Source organism: Vibrio sp. A37, assembly GCF_059777565.1.
Genome location: NZ_JBLNLI010000003.1, coordinates 275976 through 297368 on the forward strand (window position 1 = coordinate 275976; position 21393 = coordinate 297368).

Here is a 21393-nt window from a genome sequence, read left to right on the forward strand (position 1 = left end):
AGCCCAGACTTTGCCTGGGCGGTAAACATTGATTTAGCACAAATACAGGTTTATGCTGACAAAATTCTCATGCAGTTCGTTGAACCAACCACGTCCATGACATCACCTTGAGTGATAATGACCAAGTCGCCAGAATCGAGTAGTCCTTTATCTTTTAGGGTATCAACTGCTGCTTTTGCAGTGGGTAATCCGGCGTCACCAGTATAGTGGAAATAGACAGGAAAGACACCGCGAAACAGAGTAATGAGCTCGAGTGTACTTTCATTGCGCGACAAGGCAAATATTGGTAATCCCGAACTTAGGCGTGACATCATAAGTGCAGTTCGGCCTGATTCAGTTAAAGTCACTACGGCTTTTACGCCTTTCATATGATTAGCGGCGAACATTGTTGACATGGCAATGGTTTCTTCACCGCTATAGAAGGTTCTATCGACTCGATAAGTAGAACGGTTGATGGCCGACATTTTTTCTGCACCCAAACAGACCTCTGCCATCGATTTAACGGTTTCCACTGGGTATTTTCCTGCAGCTGTTTCCCCTGATAGCATAACCGCATCTGTACCATCTAATACGGCATTGGCGACATCCATGACTTCAGCCCGTGTTGGAACGGCATTTTCAATCATAGATTCCATCATTTGGGTTGCTGTGATTACGGTACGGTTTAAACTGCGTGCGCGACGAATTAGCTGTTTTTGCACACCAATTAGCTCAGGGTCTCCAATTTCGACTCCTAAATCTCCTCGGGCGACCATGACGGCGTCTGAGGCCATGATTATATCATCGATATTTTCTGCGCAATCTACGGTTTCCGCTCGTTCAACCTTGGCGACGAGCTTTGCTTCTAAACCTGCATCCCGAGCCAGTCTACGCGCGTATTTCATGTCTTCACCGTTTCTTGGAAATGAAATGGCGAGGTAGCTTACCTTTATTTCTGCTGCAGTGATAATGTCTTGCTTATCTTTTTCTGTGAGTGCATCGGCGGACAGACCACCCCCTTTCTTATTGATCCCTTTGTTGTTTGATAGCACTCCACCCATAGTGACGCGAGTATGAACTTTGCTGCCCTCAACGGAGGTAACTTTGAGCTGTACCCGTCCGTCATCTAACAACAACAGATCATTTGGCATAACATCTTTTGGGAGCTCTTTATAATCAATACCGACTGCTTCTTGGTGGCCTTCACCCACACTTAACTCCGCATCTAGGGTAAAGCTGTCTCCGACATTGAGGTGTATCTTACCTTCCTTAAAAGTAGATATACGGATTTTGGGCCCTTGCAAGTCGCCGAGAATGGCCACATGGGTACCTAGCTTGGCAGCAATGGTTTTTACTTTGTCTGCTCTTTTTTTGTGATCTTCTGGGCTGCCATGAGAGAAATTTAATCTGACTACATTGGCTCCTGCGGCAATAATTTGTTCTAGATTATCGTCTTTGTCCGTTGAAGGACCGAGAGTAGTGACAATTTTGGTGCGTCGTAATGTCGATGTCATGATGAAGTCCTAGTTTCTTGGGTGGCGGTAGGGACAGAAAACCCTTAGGTAAGTATAAGCAATGTATAGAATTTTAATTTATAAAGTCTAGAATTTTAGTGCGGATTCTAAATTGCTTATTAGAAGCGAGTTTTATGTCACAAGGTGTGCAATATTGTGAATGGTATATAAATTAAATGTAACTATACTTCGTGTCTTTCACTAAATTTTAGAAATATAACTGATTATCCGTGACCCTTGTCACGATGAGCTATCAAAGGGCTTCACAATTACTTCGCAAAGTAAAAAAATTACCGAGTTGTGTAATTCTGGAGTACAAAATGTACATGGCTCACCCTGGCCATATTGATCATATCAAACAGGTCAATGCTGGTCGTGTATATAAGCTCATAGACCAAAAAGGTCCTATTTCTCGAATCGATCTCTCGAAAGAAAGTAGCCTTGCCCCTGCAAGTATCACCAAGATTACGAGAGAGCTGATTGAGGCTCACTTGATCCATGAAACGGTAGTGCAAGAAGCGATCAGTCGTGGACGGCCAGCTGTCGGTTTGCAAGTGAACAATTCGGGTTGGCAGTTTCTTTCGTTGCGCCTTGGTCGTGGCTACCTCACAATTGCTCTACACGAGCTTGGAGGGGAGGTTCTGATTGATACCAAGATTGATATTCATGAACTCGACCAAGATGATGTACTTGCGAGGCTGCTTCATGAGATTGATGAGTTCTTTCAAACTTATGCCCATCATCTTGAACGTGTCACGAGTATCGCTATTACTCTGCCTGGCTTGGTCAATTCAGAGCAAGGCGTTGTGCTAAAAATGCCTCACTACAATGTCGAAAATCTCGCTCTGGGCCCAGAAATATTTAAAGCGACAGGCTTACCCGTGTTTGTAGCCAATGATACTCGAGCTTGGGCGCTCGCTGAGAAGCTTTTTGGTCATTCACAGGATACGGACAACTCTATCTTACTCTCTATCCACCATGGAGTAGGCGCTGGTATTATTTTAGATGGTCATGTACTGCAAGGCAGGTTTGGCAACATTGGTGAACTAGGGCATGTTCAAATTGAGCCAAATGGAAAGCGCTGCCACTGTGGTAATATTGGTTGTCTTGAAACAGTAGCAAGTTCGCAAGCTATTCGAGAAGAAGTCGAAGAGAGGCTTGAAAAAGGTGAAGAGTCTATCCTTAAAGACGTTGAAGGAGAGATCACCATAGAAGGCATATGCGAGGCTGCAGATGGTGGTGATCCACTTGCTGTGGATGTCATTATGGAGCTTGGCCGTTATCTCGGGTCTGCAATTTCAATAGTGGTTAACCTCTTTAACCCAGAAAAGATTCTTATTGGTGGCGTCATTAATCAAGCTAAAGAGATAATTTATCCTCAAGTGTTGAAGTGTATTAAGGCACAAACTCAGCCCAGCTATCATGAAAACCTGAACATCGTAGAATCTCGATTTTACAAGCAAGCGACGATGCCGGGAGCAGCGCTTGTTAAACAAGCACTGTTTGACGGGCGGTTATTAATCAAGGTTGTTGAAGGTTAGGGGGCATTGACCTTTAGAGGCTGATAAAGAATTTTGTCACCTATTCAACTATTTTTTTGTCTTAGAGGCCAGCTATAGACTATTTTAGATATAGATAAGATTTTGTGAGAATCCCTATGTCTGGAGTATTAAATACTGTTGATCAGCGTACTAATCTGGTGGGTGAAAACCGCTTAGAGCTATTATTGTTTAGCCTTAATAGCTCGCAGATTTTTGCTATTAACGTATTTAAAGTTAAAGAAGTCATAAAGTTACCTCCACTAACCAAGATGCCTGGTTCTCATCACCATATCACTGGGGTTGCTTCTTTACGTGGCAATCCGGTACCTGTTATCGACTTAAGAGGTGCTATCGGTTTCCCACCTTCTCGGTTAGAAGATCAAGAAGAAAATCTCATCATTACTGAATACAACCGTTCTGTTCAAGGCTTTCTGGTCGGTCAAGTGCGCAATATTGTAAACACTGCTTGGACTGAAATTCAGCCGCCTCCGAAAACAACTGGGCGTTCTAATTATTTAACTGCGATTACTCAGATTAAAGAAGACGATAATCTACAAATTGTTGAAATCATTGATGTAGAGAAAGTACTCGCGGAGATTGTTGACTACGATGTGTCTATCTCGGAAGGAGTGTTAGACGACGACCTTTCCTCTGAATTGATGGGAAGGAACGTGCTTATTGTCGATGACTCATCTACTGCTCGGGCTCAGGTCAAAGGTACGCTCGAGCAGCTGGGCTTGAATATCATAGAATGCAGAGATGGCCTAGAAGCCTTAAGACTTCTAAAGTCTTGGTGTGATGAAGGCAAAAAAGTTACTGATGAGTTGCTATTAATGATCACTGATGCCGAAATGCCAGAGATGGACGGTTACAAGCTGACTTATGAGATTCGTAATGATGATCGAATGAGTGACTTGCATATTGTCTTAAACACGTCATTAAGCGGCAGCTTTAATGAAGCCATGGTTGAGAAAGTGGGTTGTAATGATTTTATTTCTAAATTCCAGCCAGACCTTCTTGTGGGGGCTGTTCAAGGTCGATTACGTAAACAACTTACTGCTCAATAGGTTGGATACATCGTACTACTTTTAATGGAAATCTCTTGAACGACTGACTAACTTATCTAAGTAGTGGGTGAGGTCCGTTAGCTTGCCGGCAATGATATGAGTCACTTCTCCCTCTCTTTCTAATATACCTTGTACCTTTAATATTTTTGCTGCCATATAGGCTTGTTTCTGTGCTCTAGCGGTGGCTTTCCATACCACTATATTCATGTTTCCTGTGTCATCTTCTAAGGTAAAAAAAGTTACGCCAGCTGCGGTGCCTGGAGATTGCTTACCTGTGACAATTCCTATCACAGTGACAATGGATCGATTCTTTTTGTCTATTAGATGCTCCATTCGGGTGAATCGTCCTAGTGGACATGTTTCGGCAAGAAGCTGTATAGGATGCTTTTCTAGTGAAAGGCCAATGGTTGCGTAGTCTTCCAGCAAATTATCAATTTCTGAAGGAGAGCGTAAACCAAGAGATTTGGTCGCGTCATGGGTTCTAAAAAGTGGTAACTCGGACAATGAATCCATCATGGACCATCGGGCTTGGTAGCGATCTAGATTGAAACAACGCATAGCTCCAGCAGAGGCTAAACATTCAATATCCATTTTATTTAAACCAATATGTTTAAGCTGATTTGGGCTCCGGTAACCGTCATTAGGACGAGCGTTTAATAAAAGCTGGCTAGAGTCATGGCTGAGACCTTTAATCTGCCTAAGCCCAAGTTGAATGGCAAAGCTGTTTTTATCGTGTACCACCTGATGGTCATATTGAGATTGATTGACACAAACAGGCAGGATAACCAGCTTATGTCTGCGAGCATCTTGTACCAGTTGTGAGGCGCTATAAAACCCCATAGGTAAGCTATTCAGTAGAGAAGTATAAAAAGCATGAGGGTAATAGTGTTTTAGCCATGAAGAGCAGTAAGCGAGCACGGCAAAGGAAGCAGAGTGACTTTCAGGGAAGCCATATTCTCCAAAGCCACAGATTTGATCGTAGATGCGTTTTGCAAATTCTTGTTGGTAACCGCGCGCTAGCATGCCGCCAATCAGTTTATGCTTGAATTTGGTCAGATCCCCAGTTTTTTTCCATGCAGCCATTGCCCGGCGAAGTTGATCGGCTTCGCCACCACTAAAGCCTGCAGCTACCATGGCAAGTTTTATCACTTGTTCTTGAAAAATGGGTACGCCTAACGTTTTCGACAGAACCTCTTTTACTTCTTCTGATGGATAGCTCACAGCTTCTTGCTTGTTGCGTCTTTTGAGGAAAGGATGAACCATATCGCCTTGGATGGGGCCGGGTCGGACGATAGCTATCTGGATTACTAAGTCATAATAACAAGCAGGTTTGAGGCGGGGTAGCATGCTCATTTGCGCTCTGGATTCAATTTGAAATACGCCGATGGTGTCGGCTTTTTGAATCATTTGGTAGACGTGAGGATCATCTTGTCGGCGAGTGATCTCAGCAATAGATAGTTTTTCACCATGGTGTTTTTCTATTAGTGAAAAGCATTTGCGAATTGCAGTGAGCATGCCCAAAGCTAACACATCTACTTTGAGCAAAGAAAGGCTTTCTAAATCGTCTTTATCCCACTGAATAACAGTTCTTTCTGCCATAGTAGCATTTTCAACAGGAACTAATTCATACAATGGGCCGGCAGAAATAACAAATCCGCCGACATGTTGCGACAGGTGCCTAGGAAAGCCAATTATTTCTCCAACTAAGCGTATAAATTGCTGGCCTTTTAGAGAATCAGGTTGAATGCCAAGATCAACTAATTGCTTGGTCCAGCTGTATTCTTTGTCTCGACGATTGACGTTTTTGATGAAGAAATTAAGTTGTTCTTCAGCAATGCCTAATGCTTTTCCTACTTCTCTCAAAGCACTTTTGAAGCGGTAGGTGATCACTGTCGCAGCTAGGGCAGCTCGCTCTCGGCCGTATTTCTTATAGATGTATTGAATGACTTCTTCACGCCTTTCGTGTTCAAAATCGACATCAATATCAGGTGGTTCATTACGCTCTTTGCTAATAAAGCGTTCAAAAAGCACTGAAATCTGTCGTGGATCAACCGAAGTGATTTCCAAGCAGTAACACACCACAGAGTTCGCCGCAGAGCCTCTTCCTTGATAGAGGATACCTTGCCTTTTGGCGAACATCACAATGTCGTGGATGGTCAAAAAATAAAATGGATAATTGAGCTCTTCAATTAATGCCAACTCTTTTTCTATTGTTTGTTCGACCTTGTTTGGAACACCTTGTGGAAATCGTAGTTGTTTGCCTTTTTCAACTAAGTGGCGCAGATAGCCTATCGGGGTTTCACCGTCAGGAATGAGCTCACTTGGGTATTCATATTGCAACTCATCTAAATGGAAGTGACATTGGTTCGAAATATTTATGGTTTCAGTGAGCCACTCGGATCTAAATAGTTTACTCAGCTTGTTAAGTGGGCGAAGAGAACGCTCAGAGTTGCTCAGTAGATGAGGGCCAATATTTTCTACGGTCTCTCCGAGTTTAATCGCAGTTAATACATGCTGCAGAGATAAACGTTCTGGCGTGTGCATCAGCACGCCTCCACAGGCGCATATAGGCAGTGAGAGCTCGTTAGCAAGTGTTTGGCAGTGCTGAATATAGTGATGTTCTGAGCCAGTAAGGTGGCGTTGAATGCCTAGCCATAATCGAGTTTCGTGATACTGCATTAGCCAACGCCCCCATTTAGTATCGGAGTCCTGCTGGCAAGGCAGCCACAGAATGAAACAATGTTGTATAGACATCAGGTCCCACTCTGATAGTTGATAATGTCCTTTCTCGACACGCCTTCGAGCGTTGGTGATGATGCGGCAAAGCTCGGCGTAAGCGGCTCTATCTGGACACAGTAAAATGACTTGGCACTCTTGGTTAAGCCAAAACATACTGCCGATAATTTGCTTGATAGCAAGCTGGTGCTGTTCAATTGCGGTATGAGCGCGAACGACGCCTGCCAATGAACATTCATCGGTAATAGCAATGGCAGAGTAGCTCAGTTGGTCGGCTTGGAGAACCAGCTCTTCAGCATGAGAAGCACCAGTGAGAAAAGAAAAATTACTCTGGCAGAATAGTTCTGCATACAAAGCTTTTGATTCGTCAGCTGAAATAGCCATGTAGATACCATTGCTGCTGTTGATTGCGAAATATCCAAAGCCATTGACCAGAGTGACTACGGGAGACAAAGTAATCTCGTACGATCTCATTCCCATCCCACCAACCTGTCACGATACGTTCGGGACCGTAAACAATTTGACCTCTTTGTTGTAACTTTTTGGGTGTTGGCAATAAAAAGCTAGGGCGCAAGCGTTTTATGCTATTCAATTTATCCGAGGATAATATTGGTGCTTGAGGATAAGTCGGATTGTACAAACTAGTGGCATGCTCTGGCCTTGGATCACCACTAAGGCTGAGTTTTTGTACTTTATCTGTCCCTAACTTTGCTTGTAGGTAAGAAATAAGTTCTAGCTCGCTTTGTTGCTCTTGGCGTTTCGAAAATAAATCAGAGCTGGATGCCTGCAATTCACCTGTACGAGAAGCTTTTAGGGTCAGGCTTTGCACTGATTGATTTAACGTTAAGGATTCTAACGCTAGTTGACAAAGCGTTTGCCATTTAGAAGCGCTATCATCACCACAAGCTGAGGTAAAGATTAAATCATTTGAGTCAGCATCTCGTAAGTGTAGAGAGAGGATGAGTTCGTATGCGACAAGGTTTCGAGATCTTAAGAACTGCTCTAAACGTACCAGCAATATATGTAATGGCTTCTCTAGCCATTGCACATTATCGATATCAAACAGCAGCTCTAAATCGCTTTCAAAATGCTCTGGTGGAGAGTAAAAGTCGATAACATGCTTAAATTGTCCTGTCAGTTTGCCAATATAGTTAATGAGTTCGATATCAAATCGGCGCGCGATATCTGCTAGGTGGATCGCCAAAAGGTCGCCCATACTCTTTACACCAAGTCGTTGTAAAAGTTCAAGGTGATCCTTTGATATATCAGCAGCTGAGATATGTTGGTGTGTTATCAACTCTAAAATAGCTGATTTTTCACATGACAAGCTGTCTGTAGCCGATTGAGCCAACAGTTGTGCTGAAAGTGGAGAAAAGCCAGTGGCGAAGTGATAGTGAACCTTCAGTTTATCAAGAGAGAAAGTTAAAGCTTGCCAATAGTTATCTAGTCCTTGATAAAGGGTGAGCATATCTGTGACTTTAAGTAATAAGCCTTGCGGTGGGCAAAGCATCATATCGGCAGTAATTAAGTAAAGCTGCTGAGCGATTTCTTGTAAGGCTCTTGCTTCTACCTTGCTATCGTAAGGGTGAACTTTCAGTTTCGAACAAAGTGCCGCAGCACTGCCAAGCCCCATATTTAGCTGAACTCCTTGCTCTAATGCGGTTGAGTTTGCTTGCACAATACGGTGTACTTTTTCACTCACAATTGCCATAGGTTGCTCGCAATGCTCAGCAAACAAGCTATCTAACTGTAGAGTCGGAAAGTGTAAATAGAGCCACAACTGCATAGTTACCCCAATTTCCTTAACTTTGAGAGTTCATCTTGGTGGAGCTGTGGTATCGAGAATGTATCTAGGCCAAGGACAAACTGACCTTGTGGCCAACCACCTTTACGCTTTGTGATTGCCACTTCTAATCCTAAAGGGTGTGCTTGTAATGTCATGCTTAGGCTAACAGGCAAAGAGAGGTTGTTGTTGACATTGTCTTTAAATAGGAACTGTAAACATTCTCCTTGCTCACTTGCGATCTGGAGGCGCCTTATGTGGTGAATACTCAGGCTCTTTTGCCATAACAAAACATGACTACATGCACCGCTTTTTAAGCACTGTTCAGCTGCCCAAAGGGCATCATTAGTCCGCTTTGTAGAAATAACGAGCACGTTGTTTAGATCAATACCTTCAGTAAGTAACTGTTCTGCACAAGGTTTACCTGGCGGCTGTATAAACACAATCATTCTATCGTCTTGGTGGCCTTTAATATGTGGCCACAACAACCGTAGCTCACCAATGCTCGGAGATGATTTTATCTCTATCACGCCAGATGTAGGGAACCCGCCATCTAGCCGATCATCCAGAGTACAAAACCCTGTTGATAGCATTTTAATTGGGGACTGAGCGTAAGATCCTTGCCAGATCAATTGTTTACTTCTAAGTTGATTTATCAGTTCATGCATAGGGAATACCTGTATATATATACAGTATAATAAACAAGAAAAAGGTTGCAAGGGGGAGATGATTGTCAGAGAAGGTAACCTAAGTCACAAACTGTATGGTTTGTTCCTCAACACAAGTTTATGAGAAATTACCGCGAATTTTTTTTGATATTTTTATTTTTAACTACAATTACCTTTGGCAGACAATGTATCTTGAGGCCAAAAGGCTCTAGAGTACGGCTTATATACTTAATTTGTATTGTAATTATATTCCGATAAGAGATATTGTTTTCATCAGTATGCTATGAGGGCTAGGTAGTGAAAAATATCGTATTGGCTGTTGGTTGTCTTTTTTCCTTGGGAGTTTCTGCCCAAGAGCTTACCTTAGTCACTGCTGAGATTCCGCCGTATTCAATGGTTGAGAATGGTGTTCAAACTGGAGTCACTGTTGATGTTGTTAAGGAGATGGCTCGTCGAGTCGGACAAAGTGATGAGTTTCAGTTTCTACCATGGGCAAGAGCTCAAAATAAAGCATCACAAAATAATGCCTATGGAATAACGCCGCTGTCACGTACACCGCACCGAGAAAATAAATACACTTGGGTTGTCCCCATTCCTGAAATTAATAATGACTACGTTCTAGTTGCGCTTGATAAAGATGTGAATATCGACAAGCTTGAGGATGTTATCGGCTTATCGGTTGGAGTCCAACGAGGAACGCCAGCTCAGAAGCTACTTGAAAAAGCAGGCTTTGATGATATTCAGACCGTTACCTACGAAGAGCAGAATGTAGAAAAGCTACGTAAGGGGCGAATCAAGCTTTGGGCTATCCCTCGCTTAGTGGGTAAATATGTTTACAAAACTCACGGCTACGACCCAAATGATCTAGTCTTTGGTTATGTATTATCTAAACCCATCATTTATTTTGCAGCTTCGAAAGATATCTCAGAAGTTGAAGCTAAGAAGTGGAAAAACGCTTTAAACTCGATGCGCGATGATGGCACATTTGAAAAGATTATTTCTAAATACTAGTCCATATACATGCTCTAAGAGACAATAGAAGGTGCTAAATTAAATAGCACCTTAACTGGTTACTTCTTCATATCATTACTTTTTTGGCTGTGCATCAATGCATTGACCGTTCACTTCTTTGCCCTCTGGAGCCATCAGATAAAGGTACAAAGGCATGATATCTTTTGGTGTTTTTAGCAAATCAGCATCCTCAGCAGGAAAAGCTTGTGCTCGCATACTCGTCCTTGTACCGCCTGGATTAATAGCATTAACACGAATTGACGTATCGCTTAATTCATCTGCCAAGACTTGCATCATTCCTTCAGTAGCAAACTTTGAAATAGAATACGTGCCCCAAAATGCTCGACCAACATGCCCAACAGTTGATGAGGTAAAGACAATACGAGCGTCTTTAGACTTACGCATTAATGGAACCAATGCCTGAGTCATCAGAAATTGAGACTTAACATTAATCTGCATAACATCATCAAAAGTGGCTTCGTCGATTTGATCAAAAGGGCTTAAAACGCCAAGCACGCCAGCATTGTGTAATACTCCATCAAGGCGACCAAATTGACCTTCAATGGTATCGACCATGTCTAAGTAATTCTGTTTGCTTGCTCCTTTCATATCCAATGGGATGATAGCCGGAGTAGGGTAGCCAGCAGCCTCAATTTCGTCATAGGTTTGCTCGAGCTTTTTTACTGTACGGCCGAGAAGAATGACAGTTGCACCATGTTCGGCATAACTGAGAGCAGCTTGTTTTCCAATACCAGCGCCAGCGCCTGTTATTAAAATAATTTTATCTTTGAGTGCATTTTCAGATACTGAGTAGTTCAATGTAAGCATCCTTAGAAGTAGAATAAGAACTTTTAGAGATAAGAGTGTTAATTGAGTGATATGGAACTCACTGCATTACCGTCCTCTTCAATCTAAAGGTTTCACAAATCACGAGTGGAATTTATTTGAGTAAGATAATTTTACTTGAGTGTACAATACACTAATTCATTTAATTGGGGATATTACATTGGAATTTTTGTTGGATTACGGACTATTTTTGGCCAAAATCGCGACTGTGGTAATCGCGATCATAGCGATATTGGTCATTATTAAAGGATTAGGTGGGAAAAGTGGTGCCGCAAAAGGTGAGCTGGAAGTCACTAACCTTACTGAACAACACAAAAACACCGTTGAACAGCTAGAACACCATTTACACGATGAAGCGTTCATCAAAGCACGTGATAAAGCCGAGAAAAAAAGCGAGAAAGAGAAAAATAAATCTCGTGAGAAAGAGATAAAGAAAGCAGCTAAAGAGGGGGCATTGGATACCAAGAGAGAGCCACATTTATTTGTTTTAGATTTCAACGGCAGCATCGATGCGAAAGAAGTGTCTTCGTTGCGTGAAGAAGTGACAGCGATTTTAGCTGTGGCTCGTGAAGGTGATGAAGTGTTGCTTCGTTTAGAGTCTGGTGGCGGTATGGTTCACGGCTATGGTTTAGCATCTTCTCAATTAGATCGTATCAAGAATGCTGGATTACCACTAACTATTGCCGTCGATAAAGTAGCAGCAAGCGGTGGCTACATGATGGCTTGTATCGCAGATAAAATTGTTTCGGCACCATTTGCAATTGTTGGGTCCATTGGCGTTATCGCACAAATTCCAAACTTCAATAAGCTTTTGAAAAAACATGATATTGAGTTTGAACAGCTGACGGCTGGTGAATATAAGCGCACGTTAACAATGTTCGGTGAAAATAGCGATAAGGCACGTGAGAAATTCAAGCAAGAGCTGGAAGAAACTCATGGCCTGTTCAAAGGCTTTATCCGTGACCACCGCCCAGAGCTAGAGCTTGATAAGGTTTCAACGGGTGAACACTGGTATGGAACACAAGCAAAAGAACTCGGTTTAGTTGATGATATTAAAACGTCTGATGATATTGTTGTGGAAGCTTGTAAAGATAAAACGGTATTGTCAGTTCGCTACGTGCGTAAGAAAAAGCTGGCGGACAAGCTAGTAGGAACCGCAAGCAATGTTGCAGATGGTGTTCTGCTTAAGTTGGCAAGCCGTGGGCAAAGGCCAATCGTTTAAAATAGTGTCAAACGGAGGGGGGTAATATCCCCTCCGGAACGTTCTCCAATCGTAGTATACCTTTATCGGCAAACTCACTTTCATACTGAAGTGAGTTCTTTTCTTCGAAGCTAGACGCGAGCTGGGAAAAGTCGTGTTCTACAGCCGGCTATTCGTTTAGCAAGTAGTATTTCTCTTTTAATACAAAAATTGGCTATGAATGAAGTGAAGTTTTATTTAAAGCTAAAACTCATCAATAGTATCTATGCTTTCGAATGATCCCTTTGATATTACCTATGTTACTTCTCGAAGGGGCCTGTATTTATTTTGTATATTTCAGATAGAGAACAAAAAAAAGCCCAAATATATAATTTGGGCTCAAAAGTGTCCTAGCTTGAAGAGGCGTAAAGGACAAAGTTAGTTGGCTATGTAGCAACACTCTTTACAAAAGTGTTGCGCTATAAGCTCTTCTATATTTATGCGAAAGCTTATAGCTGGTTTGATGGAATAGATAAGTCTTCGAAAGCCTCCAATCGATATAGTGCGGTATCTAGATATCTCGATCTTTAGTTTTTTCCTATAAATGAGAAAACTTAATCATATATAGTTGCTTCAATATAAACTAAATTTCATATATGTAAAATTATTTATTTATATGATTCTTATAGAAGTTTTAGTTCAAGTTATATATGGCCAATTCGTAAATATTAGATCTCACATATGCGATTGCAGCATGGAAACCATGTTCATATAATCCATCCGGCTGGAGTCTCCCATAGATTAAGTTGACCTTGTTAAGTATTAAAAAGCCTAATTGAGTTTTTAAAGGTGAGTAAAAATCGTCGCCTCTCCAGCCCATTAACAAACGAATAAATTCTTTCGTTCCAAGTTTATGGTTGGCAAGAGATTCAATTAATAGTATTGCAGTGTTGCTTATGAAAAATGCTTTAGAAAAATTCCTGCCTAAAATTCCAACGAGTAAGGGAGACATAACAGGAAACCTTTCGAAGAACCTCAAGCAGCTTATGCTGCAAGCAGATGTTGACTCGAGCGAGTTAAGTCAGCATACCAACTTAACTATTAGCACAATCAATAGACTTCGTTCTGCTTCTTCGTCGGCTAATCCAACAGTGACTACACTAGCCCCGATTGCTAATTATTTTGGTGTTTCTATTGAAAACCTAATTGGCGATTCCCTCGGTGGAGCGCAGTACTCGGGAGATATAAACTTTACTAGCATGACATTAGCACGAGTTCCAGTGATAACACTTGATGAAGTCGTCTCTTGGAGTAATGGACTCATACATAAAGAGTATGCAAAGTGGGTGAATACTGAACTAGCGGTCAGTAACAGAGCTTTTGCAATAGAATCAGGTGCTGATGACCTAGTAAATAACGTCAACAACAACAATATCATTCATATTATAGACTTGGAGGTTAATCCGAGTCATTACGACTATGCATTAGTCACTGAGAAAGAAAATCAAAAAAAACCTTTTCTTCGTCAAGTTCTTATAGATGGAGATGATATCTATTTGAAACCCATGATTGAAGGATTAGGGATTGTTTTTTGCGAGTCACCGACATTCTATGGGTGTGTGGTGCAAACAATAGTAAATTATTAATTAAGAAGAATAAAATGGAAAAAATATTATATTCGGCTAGAAAAGGTGCAGGTGATTATAAACTACTCGTTCCACTTTCATGCATTTTTGTCATCATTCAGTCAGTCTCTACGGTGGTGATTTACAAGCCTATTGATATTGGCTTTAGCCATTTGTTTATAGCATCTAGTGCCCTTATTTATACGCTAGATTACTCGATATGTAATATATTGGCGGAAGTTTATGGCTATCATCATACTCGCAGAGTCATATGGGCCAATGCGATTTGCATACTATTTTTTACTCTAAGTATCCAGTTTGTGCTTGGGTTACCTTCTCCTCATTTTTGGCAGCTAGGTAAGCCTTACGATCAACTATTCCACTCTATTTGGAGACAAGGGACAGGCGGCCTTATTGCTGTTCTTGTTGGCTATTTTTTGAACTCTTATCTTATTCAAAAATTGAAGATGATGTGGAAAGGGAAGTATTTTTGGTTAAGGCAAATTGCTTCGTGTGCCGTGTCTGAGCTGGTTCTGCTCACTATTGGATATATGACTATTTTTGCGTTCGCCAAACCCTTTAAAGAGATATTTATACTGATATTTACAGGTTGGGTTTGGAAAATACTAGCAAATACTATACAAGCTCCATTTGTATCATTGATTGCCGGATATTTTAAAAAGGTAGAAGGAACCGATGTTTATGATTACAACACTAACTTCTCTCCATTTAAGTATTAGCTAATAAAGGCAATATTATGAACTTGATTCAGTATTGCCGGCGATTGAAGGAAATGTTTTCTGCTTTGAATTCGGCAGTGAATAACCAGAATAATGGAACAGATAAGAACCTTAGGTTAGATAGCATAGTTACAAGTAAAAAACATGGATATCCCGTCTGTAGATTACAGGTTGTAGGCCAGAATATATCCAACCTTTTTACTGCCCGAGAGATACTATTAGACCGAAACCTAAAGTCTGAACTTACTTATGATGACCTTGAAAAAATTGCAAGGTTGGATGAGCAGATAAAGCTCCATGTTGACATGGAGCGTATAAAAATTCAGTCATTTAGGCCATCATTGAGTCAAAAGTATGAGTTGACGGTGACGATGCAGCAGGTTGGTATCGACAAAGTTAAGAGAGTGAGCTCAGAGAGAATCTGTAATAACAATGAACTACTGGATAGGTTTTTAGGTAGTGAAGCCTTCCAGTTAGGGTATTCCCTTGGACAAAGGCATGCTGAAAAAGCATCAAATGAATTCGAGGAAGCGAAGAAACTCAGAGTGAGGCAGAAGAAACATAAGCTTTATAGTATCAAGAATGTAAAATTATGAAAAAGTTGGTTTTTGTATTATCAACGGTTGGTTTGCACTCCTATTCCTTGGCGAGATTATCGAGTGAATATGATTTTATCTTAGTGGTTGATGAACTAGAACTAGGCAATTTATCTGAAGATTTAAAACAGTACTTTAAAGAAGTTGTTGTCAGCTCTTCGGGGACATATTGTGGACCCATTGTGACTCTGAATTTCGATAATACCGTGTTGGTATTGCAAGAATTCGTAGAAGAATATCAAGCTCAGCCGTTGTACTTGATCAATACAAGTGAAGCAAATACAGTCGTTGCCGCTAGGTTAAGAAAGCACTTCGATATTAATGGTTTGCTTCCTCATTCTGCTAGTCATTTTGCTGATAAATCTTTAATGAAAAAGTGTGTATCAGAAAAGGGCATTAACACTCCAATATCCGTAGTTTTATGCAGGGACTATGAAGCAATATCATCACTTGTTGGAAGTAGTTTTATCGCAAAACCTATCGATGCGGCTGGGAGCTATGGTGTCGAGTTGATAAAATCTCAAAAAGATTTAGATAGGTATTATCAAAAATATTTACCACAAGGACAACATTTCATTGCTGAGCAGTTTATCACAGGAACCTTATACCACTGTGACTTCGTTATTTACAATGGTAGGCCAATTTTTAAGGCATGTTCAGAATATCTCTACCCAAACTTATTTTTTAAAGAAGGCAAAAATCTAGCGAGCTTTCCTGTTTTAGATGAAAATATCAAGGCGTCTCTTCTTCCCTTCACTAATGATTGTCTCAAAGCTCTTGGTTATCAAAACGGAATCTATCATGTGGAGGTTTTTGTTCAAGATGGAGAGTACTACTTTTTAGAAGTTGGGGCGCGTATCCCTGCTGCATTAGTGGTAAAAATGTATGAAGTGGTTTATGGGATCAATATTGCGGACTTGAGTATCTCTGTGCTTACAGGTTCACTAGAGCTGCCCGTCGTGCAGAAGCAAACAGGAAACTACTTTTTTTGGTCTTATTTGTCGAAATCTGAGGGGGTCATACAGAAATTACTCCCTCCGCCAATAGAAAGCCAATTCAATCTTAGCTGGGAGGTTCAGGTTGGAGACACTATTGATAAAAGCAAGTCGATTATAGATCGTTCGGGCATATTAACCGTTGAAAGCAACTGTTTAGATCGAATTCAGCAGGATTTTGAAAGCTTAAGGAGCTATGTGCCTGTCGTGACAGCGATTGAATCCTCGGCTTAAGTTTTTAAGTTATTGATTTTAATTTCTTTGTAAAAACAATAAATAATGATAGCCAAAACCAACCCGCTAATTGTTCCTGCTAAATGCGCTTGAATGGCTATAGGAGCATGTATCCATTCACTGGTCGTCGTGGATGGCCCAAATATGTGTTCCCACACTACCTTTCCGATAACACCCGCAACTAGCAACCAGCTTGAGCGTCGTCCTCTCAAAGCCTCTAAAAGGGCATAGTAGGCAAACAGCCCATGTAAAATACCTGATAGGCCAAGGTACGTAGTGATATTGCTGAAAAGCAACCCCACACCAACTACTACGGATAGATAGAAAAAAACCAATAAGAATGATTTAGTTTTGGGCTGAAATAGAAAACAAATGATCCACAAACCCGCCAAATCCATAGCTAGGTGGGCGTAGTTGGTGTGAGTGAGATTTCCTGTTACGATCCTCCACCATTGTCCTTGATGAATGGCATAAATATTCCAAACGGCGTAACTGCTTGCGGGCTCAAATTGCAGAGCTAAACAAACTAAACTAATAACAGCTAAAACAAGGTAAAGAATCACGTTATGTCTCGGTATTGTTCAAAATGTGGTAAAGCCAATAAAGCGTGCATATGCCAATGGATAAAAAGCCTAGCATCGAACGTTGAGTTAATCATCCTCCAGCACCCTAGCGAACAAAATAGACCATTAGGAACCGCTAGAGTCTTACAACTTTCGTTATCGAATAGCCAAGTTTTTGTTGGCGAAAATTTTTCCGAACATAAACAACTCAATCAGCTTCTGACAGATTCAGACACTGCTCACTACGTCTTGTTCCCTAATGAAGGCTCTAAATTAGTGACAAAAACGGGTTTAGTCCAAGAAGCTAAACGGTTACGCATCATCTTGATTGATGGAACGTGGCGTAAGGCCTATAAAATGTGGCAGCTTTCAACCAACTTACAAAGCCTACCAAGTATCCATTTGCCTGATGGTTTAAAAGGGCAATATATTATTCGTAAAGCGCCTTCTGAGAATAGCTTGTCTACAGTAGAGGCGGGGTATCACATCTTGTCCATACTTGAGCCTGAAAAAGATTTTACGCCATTAATCATGGCATTTGAAAAAATGATTCAGTTTCAAATAGAGAAGATGCCAAAAGAGGTGTTTGAAAAAAACTATCGAGAATGAGACAACATCCTTGTGTCTCTATGTAGGGAACAGGCTCTATTAACAAGGTAGCTTAAGAGATTGCTTGATTCTAATCCCGCTCGATTTCAATTCGTTTAGCGCTTTGATTTCCGAAACGGTCGTGTGGAATTTATTCGCAATGCCCGATAATGTGTCGCCAGATTTAACGGTATAGTCAAATCCTGATGGATAGTTAGATTGGCGCACTTTTAATACTTCGCCCAGTCTAATTACGTTACCCTTCAAGTGATTATCTTGTTTTAAACGATCAACAGATACTGAGTATTTGTGTGCAATTTTGATCAAGCTGTCGCCAGATTTAACGGTATGCTCAATCCAGCTGTAACGCATGAAGCAAGCATGGACATGCCCTTTACGATAAGCTTCGCCGTGTCTGTCGGCAAGAAGCTTAGCTTGATCTTCAGCTTTTTTCGCTGCTTCTTCGCGGGCTTTTTCTCTTCTCAGCTCAGCGGCTCTTTGTGCTTCCTCTCGTCTTTCTTTCTCGATGCGAGCAACAACCAATCGGTTGACTTCAGCATTAATTTTCTTGGTACGAGTTTGTAAAGCTTGCTTAAGGTCTTCAACTACCTCGTCATTTGGCACTACACGACGGGCTTGCCAATAGTCCTTTACCCAATAAGGGTGTTCAAGGCTACTCATTGCAACACCACGGCTACTTGTTGAGCTAATAAATTGATGGTTACCTAGATAAATACCCACATGGCGTTCATTGACTCCGGTTTTAAAGAAAACTAAGTCACCTACTTGTAGATCATCTTTAGGGATTTCTCTACCGAGCTTTACTTGCTCTAGAGTCGTTCTTGGCAGATACACACCTAGCGCGCCAATATAGACTTGGCGGATAAAAGCGGAGCAGTCAATACCTTTTGAGCTATCGCCACTGTACTCATATGGTGTGCCAGCCCAAGTTTGATAACTGTTAATTAGGCTTATTTTATAGGCCATCTGCTCTGCAGGGGTTAGATTTTCAGGCTCTGAGCTCTTTTTGATTGGATCAGCTTTAGCGACCAAAGTGTGGTCATTTTTTGGAGAATCTTTTGCTTCGGTAGTTACAGTTGATTGCGCCACTTGGGCAGAGTGATCTGCAACTTGGTGTACTGGATGCATTTGGCTGCTCTCATTCGATTTAGCTGCATTGGCAGAACTTGGGGAAGTAGTAGGCAAGCTTGCACAACCCGCAAGCAGAAGTGCAGGTAAGGGCAACAGCATTGGGTGGCGACAAACAGACATTCAAACTCCTCAAGTCAGGAAACGATTAAAAAGTGGTTCACAACAATGTGATAAGTTTCAAAATATGTGGTTTCGTTTCTTGGGTTAAATATTAATACGCTGCGAACCATCAGATAGCTTTGTAAAAGAGCCGTCTTGGTTCTCGAAACTCATTGTTTGTTTGAGAAACTGGGAATGTTTGGAAGATCGATTTATCAACATAGGAAAAACAACGACACAACTTCATTAACTAAACAATATTAAAGGCAATACAACATATCCAAATATTTGCATATAAAAATACAAACTATTTAGATTGCGGATTCTCCTTGAATTTTTGCTTACAATTGTTCGAAAAACGTCAATTCGTCACAAAAATATGCTTCAGTCGGTTGATATCTATAGTAAGTATTAAACTAACGTTTAATAAATGGCCTGCATGCATATAAAACTGTTTTAATTCTATCAGTTTCATCGCTATTCGGGTGCAAAAAGTTGCTTATGGAGGCGCAGAGCATGGCCATCGGTTATGGAAGAGATATAATCAGCAATCACTCGCTTTTCAGCAATGATATTTCCAGCGGCCAGCAACCACTTTTGCTTTTCTAAATGAGGTAATAGTCGTGTCGGTGCTGCACTAAGGGCCTCAAAAATATCCATTATAATTTGCTGGCCCTTGTATTCTACGATCTGGACTTCAGGTATTTGGATGACATAGTCATTGACAAAGCGCTTTAGGATTTCGAGTGCTTGGTGCATTGCGGATGTTAGATATGCATTGCTATTGAGTAGAGGGTTTTCAAATTCTTCATCAACTGACCTTATATTAACACTCGTCAGGAGCGCATTAACGATACCGCCAATAGCATCTTTACGTTGGTAGTGTTTTCCAGAAAATAACATTTGGCCAAGGGTGGAAATGTGTTTGTTAAACCAATCATCCCCAACCTGTTTGAGCCTTGTTTCTGCAATTTCCTGCCATTGAGAGTAGCTAACCATTCCTAACACAATCGCATCTTCTAAATCATGAACTCCATAAGCAATATCGTCGGCAAGTTCCATAATCGAGCAGTCTAACGATTTGAAGCGAGTTTTGTTGTGTTGATTAGCAGGACAGCTACCATCACGTAGTGACATCAAAGTTTTCTTGTCTGATTGGCTTAGCGGTGACAGAACCCAGTTGAGAAGCTCTTGATCACAGTCATAAATACCTTTAGCGGGCATCCAATCGTGAGCATTTAACTTTCTTTGGTCAGAGGTAGGTGCTGGCTTTACTTTCGCTTCTGTCTGACTAATTAGGGCAGGGTATTTCAGGAGCCCAAGTAAAGACCGGCGAGTGAGATTCATGCCGTCATTCTCGGTGTAAGGTTCAAGTTGCGTGACTATTCGAAAAGTTTGCGCGTTACCTTCAAATCCGCCATATTCTCGCATCATGTAATTCAGGGCCACTTCTCCGCCGTGCCCATATGGTGGGTGGCCGATATCATGAGCCAGACATATTGCATCAATCAAGCTATCCGAAGGTAGTAAATCACGAATCTCAGGTTGCTTAGATTTAAGCTGGGCGATGATGCCAGTGCCTAATTGAGCGACTTCCAGTGAATGAGTGAGGCGAGTGCGATGGAAATCGTTGTCGCTGGAACAATGCACCTGAGTTTTTGACTGAAGCCTACGAAAAGCGGCAGAGTGGAGGACTCGCGCTCTGTCTCTTTCAAAGGGGCTACGATGATCATTTTGTCGGAGTTTATTTTCTAGTTTGTTTCGTTGTTGCCAAATTGAGTCAATATTTTCAGGCACTCATGCCTCCCTCAACTAATTTCATCCAGTGATAACTGAAAACTTGGAGCAAACGTAGTTAAAAAATATTCCATTTCGGGTGAGCTCCGCTCTTTAAGTGTTACCTCTAAGCGTTTTTTTGCCAGTGCGAATTCATTATTTCCTGCACTTAACTCCTCAAGGCACTTGAGGTAGGCACAGATTGTGTCGGCTTGCTTGACGACTTTGGCATCATCAGAATGAGAAGATGTCGATACGAGATAAGGCGTAAAGTCTTCGCGGAACTCTTCAGGAAGCATGGAAAGCAATTTCTTTTCCGCCGCAGCTTCTATCTTTTTATATTCCTTCGCTATTTCAGGGTTATAGTATTTGACTGGGGTGGGGAGGTCGCCTGTTAACACTTCACTGGTGTCGTGATACATACCTAGTATGGCAATACGCTCAGGGTTTAAATCTCCCCCAAACTTTTTATTCTTGATCACCGCTAATGCATGAGCAACAAATGCAACCTGTAAGCTGTGCTCCGAGACATTTTCTTTTGATATGGAGCGCATTAATGGCCAACGCTGGATATGTTTCATTCTTGCAAGGTGAGCAAAAAAGTGACTGTTCTTCATCATCGCGAGTGCACCTAATTCAAAATAAAAAAGGTAAGCTGATTAAGCTTACCTTTAAGCATATGGAAGATTGAGGAAAATTA

The 21393-nt window shown here is 41.3% G+C and carries 18 protein-coding genes; 9 read left to right on the forward strand and 9 right to left on the reverse strand.

Features of this window, described 5'->3' with window-relative positions; genetic code table 11:
• Nucleotides 1-50: 50 nt before the first annotated feature.
• Nucleotides 51-1493, reverse strand: a complete 1443-nt coding sequence (gene pyk, locus ACM2FC_RS07365; protein ID WP_498480246.1) for a pyruvate kinase — start codon at nucleotides 1491-1493, stop codon at nucleotides 51-53.
• A gap of 320 nt (nucleotides 1494-1813) precedes the next feature.
• On the opposite strand from pyk, the gene mlc reads away from it, so the two are divergent.
• Both mlc and ACM2FC_RS07375 read left to right on the forward strand, forming a co-directional pair.
• Nucleotides 1814-3034, forward strand: a complete 1221-nt coding sequence (gene mlc, locus ACM2FC_RS07370) for a sugar metabolism global transcriptional regulator Mlc (RefSeq protein ID WP_498480247.1) — start codon at nucleotides 1814-1816, stop codon at nucleotides 3032-3034.
• A gap of 116 nt (nucleotides 3035-3150) precedes the next feature.
• Nucleotides 3151-4101, forward strand: a complete 951-nt coding sequence (locus ACM2FC_RS07375) for a chemotaxis protein CheV (protein ID WP_498480248.1) — start codon at nucleotides 3151-3153, stop codon at nucleotides 4099-4101.
• Nucleotides 4102-4122: 21 nt separating this feature from the next.
• On the opposite strand, the gene ACM2FC_RS07380 is transcribed toward ACM2FC_RS07375, so the two are convergent.
• From ACM2FC_RS07380 to imuA, 3 genes are read right to left on the reverse strand one after another with little or no spacing between them, the layout of a single operon-like run.
• Nucleotides 4123-7221, reverse strand: coding sequence for an error-prone DNA polymerase (locus ACM2FC_RS07380; RefSeq protein WP_498480415.1), 3099 nt, complete (start codon nucleotides 7219-7221; stop codon nucleotides 4123-4125).
• Nucleotides 7205-8623: a Y-family DNA polymerase gene (locus tag ACM2FC_RS07385; RefSeq protein WP_498480249.1), complete on the reverse strand. Its 1419-nt coding sequence runs from the start codon at nucleotides 8621-8623 to the stop codon at nucleotides 7205-7207. Before ACM2FC_RS07385 ends, ACM2FC_RS07380 begins: the two co-directional genes overlap by 17 nt.
• A gap of 2 nt (nucleotides 8624-8625) precedes the next feature.
• Nucleotides 8626-9288, reverse strand: coding sequence for a translesion DNA synthesis-associated protein ImuA (gene imuA / locus ACM2FC_RS07390; RefSeq protein WP_498480250.1), 663 nt, complete (start codon nucleotides 9286-9288; stop codon nucleotides 8626-8628).
• A gap of 297 nt (nucleotides 9289-9585) precedes the next feature.
• Between imuA and ACM2FC_RS07395 the strand changes: the two genes are divergently transcribed.
• Nucleotides 9586-10299, forward strand: coding sequence for a substrate-binding periplasmic protein (locus ACM2FC_RS07395; protein ID WP_498480251.1), 714 nt, complete (start codon nucleotides 9586-9588; stop codon nucleotides 10297-10299).
• Between the two features lie 75 nt (nucleotides 10300-10374).
• Here the strand turns inward: ACM2FC_RS07395 and ACM2FC_RS07400 are convergent, their stop codons facing one another.
• Nucleotides 10375-11118 (reverse strand): YciK family oxidoreductase, encoded by a 744-nt coding sequence (locus ACM2FC_RS07400; RefSeq protein ID WP_498480252.1) that lies wholly within the window; start codon nucleotides 11116-11118, stop codon nucleotides 10375-10377.
• 187 nt (nucleotides 11119-11305) lie between these two features.
• Here ACM2FC_RS07400 and sohB point away from each other — a divergent pair, with 187 nt between their 5' ends.
• The 5 genes from sohB to ACM2FC_RS07425 all read left to right on the forward strand — a co-directional run bounded on the left by sohB (nucleotide 11306) and on the right by ACM2FC_RS07425 (nucleotide 16515).
• Entirely contained in the window at nucleotides 11306-12367 is a 1062-nt protein-coding gene (sohB, locus tag ACM2FC_RS07405; RefSeq protein WP_498480253.1) for a protease SohB, read from the forward strand.
• A 914-nt stretch (nucleotides 12368-13281) separates the two neighbouring features.
• Nucleotides 13282-13971, forward strand: coding sequence for a helix-turn-helix domain-containing protein (locus tag ACM2FC_RS07410; RefSeq protein WP_498480254.1), 690 nt, complete (start codon nucleotides 13282-13284; stop codon nucleotides 13969-13971).
• 14 nt (nucleotides 13972-13985) lie between these two features.
• On the forward strand, nucleotides 13986-14690 hold the full coding sequence (locus ACM2FC_RS07415; RefSeq protein ID WP_498480255.1) for a queuosine precursor transporter: 705 nt from the start codon (nucleotides 13986-13988) through the stop codon (nucleotides 14688-14690).
• A gap of 17 nt (nucleotides 14691-14707) precedes the next feature.
• Complete coding sequence (locus ACM2FC_RS07420; protein WP_498480256.1) at nucleotides 14708-15286, forward strand: hypothetical protein; 579 nt, start codon at nucleotides 14708-14710, stop codon at nucleotides 15284-15286.
• Nucleotides 15283-16515, forward strand: coding sequence for an ATP-grasp domain-containing protein (locus tag ACM2FC_RS07425; protein ID WP_498480257.1), 1233 nt, complete (start codon nucleotides 15283-15285; stop codon nucleotides 16513-16515). The genes ACM2FC_RS07420 and ACM2FC_RS07425 overlap by 4 nt, the downstream gene beginning before the upstream one ends.
• Here the strand turns inward: ACM2FC_RS07425 and rrtA are convergent.
• Nucleotides 16512-17078, reverse strand: coding sequence for a rhombosortase (gene rrtA, locus ACM2FC_RS07430; protein WP_498480258.1), 567 nt, complete (start codon nucleotides 17076-17078; stop codon nucleotides 16512-16514). The genes ACM2FC_RS07425 and rrtA overlap by 4 nt on opposite strands.
• 3 nt (nucleotides 17079-17081) lie before the next feature.
• Between rrtA and ACM2FC_RS07435 the strand changes: the two genes are divergently transcribed.
• Entirely contained in the window at nucleotides 17082-17687 is a 606-nt protein-coding gene (locus ACM2FC_RS07435; protein ID WP_498480259.1) for a tRNA-uridine aminocarboxypropyltransferase, read from the forward strand.
• Between the two features lie 39 nt (nucleotides 17688-17726).
• On the opposite strand, the gene ACM2FC_RS07440 is transcribed toward ACM2FC_RS07435, so the two are convergent.
• The 3 genes from ACM2FC_RS07440 to yfbR form a co-directional block, all read right to left on the reverse strand.
• Nucleotides 17727-18938, reverse strand: a complete 1212-nt coding sequence (locus ACM2FC_RS07440; RefSeq protein ID WP_498480260.1) for a C40 family peptidase — start codon at nucleotides 18936-18938, stop codon at nucleotides 17727-17729.
• Nucleotides 18939-19394: 456 nt separating this feature from the next.
• Nucleotides 19395-20714 carry an anti-phage deoxyguanosine triphosphatase gene (locus ACM2FC_RS07445; protein ID WP_498480261.1) on the reverse strand — a complete coding sequence of 440 codons (1320 nt, stop codon included), beginning with the start codon at nucleotides 20712-20714 and terminating at the stop codon, nucleotides 19395-19397.
• Between the two features lie 11 nt (nucleotides 20715-20725).
• Entirely contained in the window at nucleotides 20726-21310 is a 585-nt protein-coding gene (gene yfbR / locus ACM2FC_RS07450; RefSeq protein ID WP_498480416.1) for a 5'-deoxynucleotidase, read from the reverse strand.
• Nucleotides 21311-21393: the final 83 nt, after the last annotated feature.

Coding starts and splice junctions, on each gene's coding strand:
- pyk (WP_498480246.1), bottom strand. CDS start 1,493: ATGACATCGACATTACGACGCACCAAAATTGTCACTACTCTCGGTCCT.
- mlc (WP_498480247.1), top strand. CDS start 1,814: ATGTACATGGCTCACCCTGGCCATATTGATCATATCAAACAGGTCAAT.
- ACM2FC_RS07375 (WP_498480248.1), top strand. CDS start 3,151: ATGTCTGGAGTATTAAATACTGTTGATCAGCGTACTAATCTGGTGGGT.
- ACM2FC_RS07380 (WP_498480415.1), bottom strand. CDS start 7,221: ATGGCTATTTCAGCTGACGAATCAAAAGCTTTGTATGCAGAACTATTC.
- ACM2FC_RS07385 (WP_498480249.1), bottom strand. CDS start 8,623: ATGCAGTTGTGGCTCTATTTACACTTTCCGACTCTACAGTTAGATAGC.
- imuA (WP_498480250.1), bottom strand. CDS start 9,288: ATGCATGAACTGATAAATCAACTTAGAAGTAAACAATTGATCTGGCAA.
- ACM2FC_RS07410 (WP_498480254.1), top strand. CDS start 13,282: ATGAAAAATGCTTTAGAAAAATTCCTGCCTAAAATTCCAACGAGTAAG.
- ACM2FC_RS07415 (WP_498480255.1), top strand. CDS start 13,986: ATGGAAAAAATATTATATTCGGCTAGAAAAGGTGCAGGTGATTATAAA.
- ACM2FC_RS07420 (WP_498480256.1), top strand. CDS start 14,708: ATGAACTTGATTCAGTATTGCCGGCGATTGAAGGAAATGTTTTCTGCT.
- ACM2FC_RS07425 (WP_498480257.1), top strand. CDS start 15,283: ATGAAAAAGTTGGTTTTTGTATTATCAACGGTTGGTTTGCACTCCTAT.
- ACM2FC_RS07435 (WP_498480259.1), top strand. CDS start 17,082: ATGTCTCGGTATTGTTCAAAATGTGGTAAAGCCAATAAAGCGTGCATA.
- ACM2FC_RS07440 (WP_498480260.1), bottom strand. CDS start 18,938: ATGTCTGTTTGTCGCCACCCAATGCTGTTGCCCTTACCTGCACTTCTG.
- yfbR (WP_498480416.1), bottom strand. CDS start 21,310: ATGAAGAACAGTCACTTTTTTGCTCACCTTGCAAGAATGAAACATATC.